This is a genomic window from Streptococcus mitis (genome assembly GCF_005844455.1).
In the GTDB taxonomy this organism is placed as follows: Bacteria; Bacillota; Bacilli; order Lactobacillales; family Streptococcaceae; genus Streptococcus; species Streptococcus mitis_BF.
On record NZ_SPGF01000074.1, the window covers coordinates 1 to 7,677 of the forward strand.

The 7,677-nt window shown below is 38.9% G+C and carries 8 protein-coding genes and 2 pseudogenes; 8 read left to right on the top strand and 2 right to left on the bottom strand.

Features of this window, described 5'->3' with window-relative positions:
• The 7 genes and pseudogenes from FGQ53_RS10570 to tatA all read left to right on the top strand — a co-directional run.
• Positions 1 to 244 (top strand): transposase (locus FGQ53_RS10570; RefSeq protein WP_171019141.1); only part of this gene is annotated, 244 nt, incomplete at its 5' end.
• Positions 245 to 258: 14 nt separating this feature from the next.
• Positions 259 to 1,326: pseudogene (locus FGQ53_RS10575) on the top strand (N-acetylmuramoyl-L-alanine amidase); the annotation flags it as partial.
• A 166-nt stretch (positions 1,327 to 1,492) separates the two neighbouring features.
• Positions 1,493 to 2,365, top strand: coding sequence for an iron uptake system protein EfeO (efeO, locus tag FGQ53_RS10580; protein ID WP_138338639.1), 873 nt, complete (start codon positions 1,493 to 1,495; stop codon positions 2,363 to 2,365).
• 5 nt (positions 2,366 to 2,370) lie between these two features.
• Positions 2,371 to 3,585: an iron uptake transporter deferrochelatase/peroxidase subunit gene (gene efeB / locus FGQ53_RS10585; protein ID WP_138338642.1), complete on the top strand. Its 1,215-nt coding sequence runs from the start codon at positions 2,371 to 2,373 to the stop codon at positions 3,583 to 3,585.
• Positions 3,560 to 5,248, top strand: coding sequence for an FTR1 family protein (locus FGQ53_RS10590; RefSeq protein ID WP_138338645.1), 1,689 nt, complete (start codon positions 3,560 to 3,562; stop codon positions 5,246 to 5,248). Before efeB ends, FGQ53_RS10590 begins: the two co-directional genes overlap by 26 nt.
• On the top strand, positions 5,249 to 5,980 hold the full coding sequence (gene tatC, locus FGQ53_RS10595; RefSeq protein WP_138338648.1) for a twin-arginine translocase subunit TatC: 732 nt from the start codon (positions 5,249 to 5,251) through the stop codon (positions 5,978 to 5,980).
• A complete protein-coding gene (tatA, locus tag FGQ53_RS10600; RefSeq protein ID WP_000512113.1) occupies positions 5,964 to 6,134 on the top strand; it encodes a twin-arginine translocase TatA/TatE family subunit in 171 nt (56 codons plus the stop codon). The genes tatC and tatA overlap by 17 nt, the downstream gene beginning before the upstream one ends.
• A gap of 134 nt (positions 6,135 to 6,268) precedes the next feature.
• Here tatA and FGQ53_RS10605 read toward each other — a convergent pair whose 3' ends face one another.
• Together FGQ53_RS10605 and FGQ53_RS10610 are read right to left on the bottom strand one after the other, a co-directional pair.
• Positions 6,269 to 6,628, bottom strand: coding sequence for a type II toxin-antitoxin system RelE/ParE family toxin (locus FGQ53_RS10605; protein WP_138338651.1), 360 nt, complete (start codon positions 6,626 to 6,628; stop codon positions 6,269 to 6,271).
• On the bottom strand, positions 6,618 to 6,902 hold the full coding sequence (locus FGQ53_RS10610; protein ID WP_000213594.1) for a type II toxin-antitoxin system RelB/DinJ family antitoxin: 285 nt from the start codon (positions 6,900 to 6,902) through the stop codon (positions 6,618 to 6,620). The genes FGQ53_RS10605 and FGQ53_RS10610 overlap by 11 nt, the downstream gene beginning before the upstream one ends.
• Positions 6,903 to 7,168: 266 nt before the next feature.
• Here FGQ53_RS10610 and FGQ53_RS10615 point away from each other — a divergent pair.
• Positions 7,169 to 7,677 (top strand): annotated as a pseudogene (locus FGQ53_RS10615) (IS4 family transposase); the annotation flags it as partial.

Consider the following 7,677-nt stretch of genomic DNA (forward strand, 5'->3'; position numbering starts at 1 on the left):
CACCTGGCACAAGTCTCAGGCTTTGGAGTTGCCAGAAAATATCACGTGTACATTTATTCCTCCCTACACTCCAGAAATGAATCCCATTGAGCAAGTTTGGGCAGAGATACGAAAGCGTGGATTCAAAAACAAGGCCTTCAAATCTTTAGAAGAAGTCATTTTGAAGTTAGAAACAGTGATTCAAAATTTGGAAACAGAATGCCTGAGGAAGATTGTTCACAGAAAATGGATTTGTCCAGAATAGATTTTTGATGAGTGTTACTTGAAAATAGCTGGTATCAGATGGCTAACAAGTGGTACTACGCCAATGGTTCAGGAAAATATTTGTCCAACCAATGGAGTCAAATCAATGGTAAATGGTATGCATTTGATCAAAATGGTGTCATGATGGCTAATACTTGGAAGGGAAATTATTACCTGAAATCCAGTGGGGCTATGGCAGATAAAGAATGGGTGTACGATTCTAACTACTCTAGCTGGTTTTATCTCAAGTCAGGTGGACACTATGCTGAACAGCAATGGATTGGCTCTTACTATCTAAAATCTGGTGGCTACATGGCTCACAAAGAGTGGATTTATGATCAGGATTACAAAGCTTGGTATTATCTTAAAGAAGATGGCGTTTATGTAACTGGAACTTATACTATTAATGGAAGCAGCCATTTTTTCAAAGATAATGGTAAATGGGTTCAAGAACTTCCAAAAGGATTTGAAAAGGGGCACTATACTAAAACTATCTTCCTAGATCCTGGGCATGGTGGACGTGATTCGGGCGCTTACTATTATGGAATAGCTGAAAAAGATTTGAATCTACAGGTCTCTCGTAAATTACGGAAACGTTTAGAAGAACTTGGCTATACAGTTTTAACATCTCGTGATAGTGATGTAGATGTTGACTTTGTGACGGAGCGTTCTCGTATGATAAATAAAACGAATGCAGACTTCTTTATTAGTATTCATTTTAACGCTACCGGAGCCGGATATTCTCAAACTCAAGGTATTCAAGTATCCTCTTATGAGGAAGATGCAGATTATCCGAGCAAGATTAACCAGTACTGGCATAATAATCCAGACCGTATAAGTGAAAGTAATCGTTTGGCTGCAGATCTTCATTCATCTCTCTTGACCGAGACAGGAGCTAGAGATGCTGGATTTCTGCAAGCCACCTTCGCTGTTCTTCGTGAGACTGCGAAACCTGCTGTGTTATTAGAGTTGGGTTATATGGATAATCCAGAAGAAAACCAACGAATCCGTAGTGATCAATACCAAGATAAGTTAGTTGAAGGCATTATTAAAGGAATTCAAAAATATTACGCTGTAAATTAAGAAACTAGATCAAACTAAGCTTTGGAGATTGTCCTAGGCTTAGTTTTTTATTGGTAATGTTGTTCATAAAATTAAATTGTCTGAAAATTTATTGAAAAATGAGTGAAAACATGGTATAATAAAACGTAAAATTAATTCAGGTTTCCTGAACCGATAGGAGTAAACAATGAAAAAACTAGGTTTTGTCCTTTTATCTTCAGCCTTGCTATTGACAGCTTGTGCTAATAATCAATCTAAGCCAAGCAACACAAGTGATTCGTCTAAGGTGACAGCCCTTTCTGAAGATAAGCAAAAAATGCTTGATAAGGCCACTGCTGACTATAAGACTTTTGTGCAAGAGCAAATTGATAAATTGTTGACAGATACAGAAGGCTTTGTCAAACTGTTGAAAGAAGGCAAGTTAGAAGAGGCTAAGAAGGTTTATCCACTGATTCGTATGTCTTATGAGCGTTCAGAACCGATTGCTGAGAGTTTTGGTGAGTCAGATGTAAAAATTGACTTCCGTTTGGCAGACTACATGGACGAAAACAAGACAGAAGAAGGTTGGTCAGGTTTCCACCGTATCGAACGTATCCTTTGGGAAAACAATACAACTAAAGGAACTGAAAGCTATGGCGATCAATTAGTCAATGATATCAAAGAATTGAAAGCCAAGATTGCAACTGTAGATGTGGACTACAAGGTTATGTTGACTGGGGCAGTTGACTTGCTTAACGAAGTAGCGACAAGCAAGATTACGGGTGAAGAGGAAATTTATTCTCATACAGACTTGTATGACTTCCGTGCCAATATTGAGGGTGCTGAGAAGATTTTCCAACTTTTTAAACCATTACTTGAAAAATCAGATGCTGCCTTGGTCAAAGAATTGGAAGCAGATTTCAAGTCTGTTAATAGCTTGTTGGACAAACACATGATAGACAAGGAACACTACAAACTCTATACTGATTTGACAAAAGAAGATACCAAAGAATTGTCAGAAGCAGTGACAAAACTTGGTGAACCTCTATCACAAATGGGTAAATTTCTTAGTGGAGAATAAGAGTCATGACTGAAAAAGATGAAAAGTTTTTTGAGAAGAAAATGGACCGTCGAGAATTTCTAAAAAAAGCAGGGATTGGAGGGGCTGGTTTAGCGCTAGGACTCTCTGGTGCTTCTGCTTTTTTCGCACCTAAGCTAGGAACTCAGGAAAAAATCTCGTATGGTAATGAAAAAATTGCTTTTTATGGCAAGCATCAAGCTGGGATTAGTACGCCCATGCAGAAAAATATCTATTTTGTTGTCTTGGATCTGCATACAACGGATATGGATAAGATTATCCAGTTGTTCAAAGATTGGACGGATTATAGTGCCAAATTGGTAGAGGGAGAATTGGTCAAAAAAGATGGACAGAATGCTCTCTTGCCTCCTAGTGATACTGGGGAGACAGTCGGCCTCAATCCGCATCGTTTGACTCTGACTTTTGGTGTATCTGCAAGTTTCTTGAAAAAGATGAATTTGGAGAACAAGCGCCCTCAAGTGTTCAGAGACTTACCGCCATTCCCTAAAGAGCAATTGCGTGAAAAATATACTGGTGGAGATATTGTCATCCAGGCTTGTGCAGATGATGAGCAGGTTGCCTTTCATGCGATTCGCAATCTCATCCGTAAGGGGAGAAATGCGGTAACACTTCGTTGGAGTCAGTCTGGTTTTGCGGCAATCGGAGATCGAATGGAGACGCCACGTAACCTCTTTGGTTTTAAGGATGGAACAGCAAATCCAACCAAGGAGCAAGACTTTGACCGCGTTATCTGGGCTGATAGTAAGGACTGGATGGAAAATGGTTCTTATATGGCAGTTCGTCGGATTCAGATGTTTTTAGAGACCTGGGATCGCACTAGTCTTGAAGAACAGGAAAATACTTTTGGACGATATAAGGAAAGTGGTGCCCCCTTTGGTAAGAAGAATGAGTTTGATGAGGTGGATTTGAGTCTTTTGCCTGATGATTCGCATGTTCGTTTGGCTAAGGAAGTGGACAAACCACTTTTGCGCCGTTCTTATTCTTACTCTGATGGGATTGATGAAAAAACTGGTCAGTTTGATACGGGTCTGCTCTTCATTTCTTTCCAGAAGGATCCAGATAACTTTGTCAAGGTTCAAACTAATCTAGGTGCTACAGATAAGATGAATGAATACATCACTCACATCGGTAGTGGACTCTTTGCTTGTTTTGGTGGTGTGGAGAAAGGAGGCTACATTGGTCAGAAATTATTGGAAGGTTAGAAGCTGGTTCTTGGTTTTAGCTCTGTTATTTTTAATCTTTTCCCCAGTAGGTGCCCAAGAAAGTCTGAGTTCTTATTTTGTAAAAATCACAGATGCATCCAAAGCAGTGAAAAATGGCAATCAGTCTGAGGCCCAGAAACTCGTTGCAGAGATGGCAACAGACTTCGAAAGAATAGAAGACAGCAATTCTGAGGCTGGTAAAGCCGTCAAGGAAAAGTTAGCTCAATCAGGCGAGATTACTGAAGACAAACTCACAGAAATTTCTTCAGCCTTATTAGCCTTTGAAAAAGAACAAAATCCTGTTGACTTAGATGCGGAAAAGGAAAAATTGGTAAACCGTTTAAGTCCTCGTTTTGAAGCCTTAGAACAGGCTATTGCCTCCAAAAATTTGGAAAAGGTCCGAGAAGCCTTTAAGAAAATGAATTCCACTTGGACCATCAATGAAAGTGTGGTTCGTGACAATAGTACGGCCCATTATGGACGTGTTGAGACAGCCATTTCCTTTCTACGTAGTAGCATGGAAACTGAGCCTACGGATTTCAACTCGATCCAGACTTCCTTTGAAGACTTAAAAAAGGCTATTGATGATTTTGTAAGCGGAAAAGAAGTCGCAGCAACATCTTCTGATTTAAGTCTTAAAGACGGTATTGCCCTTTTGAAGAAGGCTTTGGAACAATTCCAAACTGGTGATCAATCATCAGGGGCAGCCAGTATGAAGGAATTTATTACTATCTGGCCAACAATTGAAGGTTCTGTCAGCACGACCAATCCGTCCCTCTATACTCGAGTGGAAAGCGAAAGCCCTGTGATTATGGTCAAGGGAAGTGAGAAGGACTACCAAGAAAAATTAGAAAAACTGATTGCAGATTTATCACAAATTGATACCAGCGCACGTTACAATGCCTTTGATGCCATGCTGATTCTCCTGAGAGAAGGAGTGGAGGCTCTCTTAATTGTCATGGCCTTGGTGACGACCTTGAAAGCAGCCAAGATGCGAAAAGGGCTCAAGTGGGTTTATGGTGGTGCTATCACAGGAATCATGGCCAGTTTGGTCATTGCTTTCATCCTGCAAATAGCCTTTCCAGCAGTCACATCAGGCTCCAATCGTGAAATCATCGAAGGAGCAGTGGGAATTTTTGCAGTTGCTATGATGATTTTGATTGGAATCTGGCTCCACAGCAAATCCTCAGTCAAAAAATGGAATGCCTTTATGGAGTCGCAAATGGAAACAGTAACCAAGACAGGCTCCTTTATTTCCATGTTTGCCCTCAGTTTCCTAGCTGTTTTCCGTGAGGGAGCAGAAACCATTCTCTTTTATGTCGGAATTTTACCAAGAATTTCTAGCTTTGAATTTGTCTTAGGAATTTCACTTGCCTTGCTGGTTCTGGTAATTATTGCCATCGTGATGAACAAGGTCAGTCAATTTTTCCTGCCTCATAAGGTCTTCTTTATCTTGACTTGGATGATTTATGCTTTGGCTTTCAAAATGCTAGGGGTTAGTGTCCACGCTCTTCAGTTGACTAATATGGCACCAAATCACTTGTTGACAGGATTTCCAACTATCGACCTGCTTGGAATTTATCCAAGTTGGGAAGGATTGGCCAGCCAGCTAATCTATGTTGTCATTGTCTTGATTGTCACTTTCAGACAGGGTGAAGAATAGATGGATAGAAAAGAATTGACAATCGTTGAACATCTGGTAGAATTTAGAAAGAGATTATTGGCAGTGGTCATTTGTTTCTTTTTGGTGTTCTGTGTCTCCCTGCTTTTTGCAGATCAGATTTACCAGTATGTGACCCAATCTTTTCAGCAAAAGTTGATTGTTTTAGGCCCTAATGATATTTTATGGATTTACATACGTCTGGCTAGTCTGATGGCCTTTACCATCACCTTGCCTTACACGGTGTATCATATTTGGTCTTTCATTAAACCCGGTTTAAAGAAGGAAGAAGCTAGAGCGATTTTTGCCTATATTCCAGCTAGTTTCCTTTGTTTTCTAGTTGGACTGGCTTTTGGTTTTTACTTTGTAACACCAGCCTTACTTCAGGTTTTATTAGGGTTGGGAGAAGGTCTATTTGAAACGCAGTTAACAGCTCAAAATTATCTGTCCTTTGTCTTTCAAACGACCTTGCCCTTGGCTCTGATTTTTGAATTGCCAGTTATCATTGCCTTTTTGACGTCTATTGGACTCATTGGCCCAGAATTATTGACTACTTATCGCCGATATGCCTATTTTATCTTATTGGTACTTGCAGTCATCTTGACACCAGCCGATTTTGTCAGTGATTTAGCAATGACTGCCCCCTTGATTTTACTCTATGAATTGAGTATTGCCATCAGCAAATACATTATGAAATGCAAGCAGAAAGGAGAGAGAAATGGGAATCTTACGTGATATCGGAGCACCAGGATTGATTATCATCGTTTTAGGAGCTCTCTTGATCTTTGGACCAAAACGATTGCCTGAATTAGGCGAATCAATCGGTAAAATGCTATCTGAATTTAAAAAAGCAGTCAAAGGAACTGAAAATCAAGATAAGGAAGAGTAAGACTTATCTAATAAAAAACTTTGTACTCTGAAAACCATCGCGTGGCTATCGAGAGTGCAAAGTTTTTTGATTTTCTAGTTAAAATGAAGACTGTATTCTTTATGAGTAAAATGTATGATTAAGAGTAGTAGATATTAAAATGATGATTTTGAGTTTTTATTATTTTTGCTTTGTAGCAAGGTAACATAGTCACTTTTTGTGTGGAATAAGTGGGTAAGAAAAACAGTTCTTTGAGTTTGATCGATAAAGTAAAGCAAGATATATTGTCCGATAATTTTTCCTCGTGTGGGGTACTTACTATTGATTTTTAGTCCTATTTTTTCATCGGCATCAAAGCCAGCTTCAGGAAAGGTTTCTAAACTTTTTAACCCGTCTAAAATTTTGTCTACAGTATTTTTAGCAGACTGGGGTGATAAAAGAACAGTAGTAATGTAGTTATGGATACTGTCAATTGCCTGACTCACTTCAGTAGATAGGATTACTTTATAAGCCATATCGTAGCCTCATATCGTCTAGGGAAGTTCCTTGTCCAGATTCATATTCTCTTAAGGCGCGTTCAGATTGGGCTTGTAGTTCCTGAATCAATCGTTCACGGTGTAAATCTTCTGCAGTTTTTATTGGCAAATCCTGTTCGAGGACAATCTGCTCGATAAAAAGACTAATAGCATCCGTCATAGTCATTCCTTTTTCTTTGATGATAGCTCTAGCTTGTTCCATTGATGACTCATTGATTTTAAAATTGTATTGCTTAGTAAGTGATGTCGTCATGGTATATCTCCAATCTATACGATATATATAGCTAGTATATATCTTTTATATTTTTTAGGCAAGAAAAAACTCTATACTATAGGAACCATTGTGTGGCTATCGAGAGTGCAAAGTTTTTTGAGCCTGGAACATGAAAACAGCAGTTAATTTCAAGAAACAAAAAAGAACAGTCGAAACCAATGTCATTAAGTTAAGAAATTCAAATACAATTCTGTATTTGGGTTTCTTTTTTATGTGATAAACTTATAGTTAAGGAGGGATTTCCCATGATAAAACAAATAAAAGCCCACTTGAATAAGAGTATTCAGAGTATCATTGGTCAAAAAGTTGAGTTCGTCAAACAAGATGAACAGGCCTTTACTCGTAAAAGAAGGTTATCACTAGAAACTATGATTCGTACAATTCTGGGCATGGGAGGAAAATCACTATCAAAAGAATTACTAGATGCCAGACTGACAGTTTCAAATTCAGCCTTTGTTCAAAGACGCTATCAGATAAAACCTGAGGCTTTCTATACCCTATTTAAAGAATTTACAGCACCTATTCCACTTAACACCAATCTTCCGATATTCGCTGCAGATGGGAGTGATATCTGTATTCCTCGAAATCCCATGGATACAGAAACCTCTATCCAAACCCAAACGGATGTTAAATCCTATAATCTCATACACATAAATGCCCTATACGATTTGACGACTGGAGTGTATAGAGATGTTTCTATTCAAGGCAAACATAGGCAACATGAGCGCTTAGCTCTGATTCAGATGATGGAGGC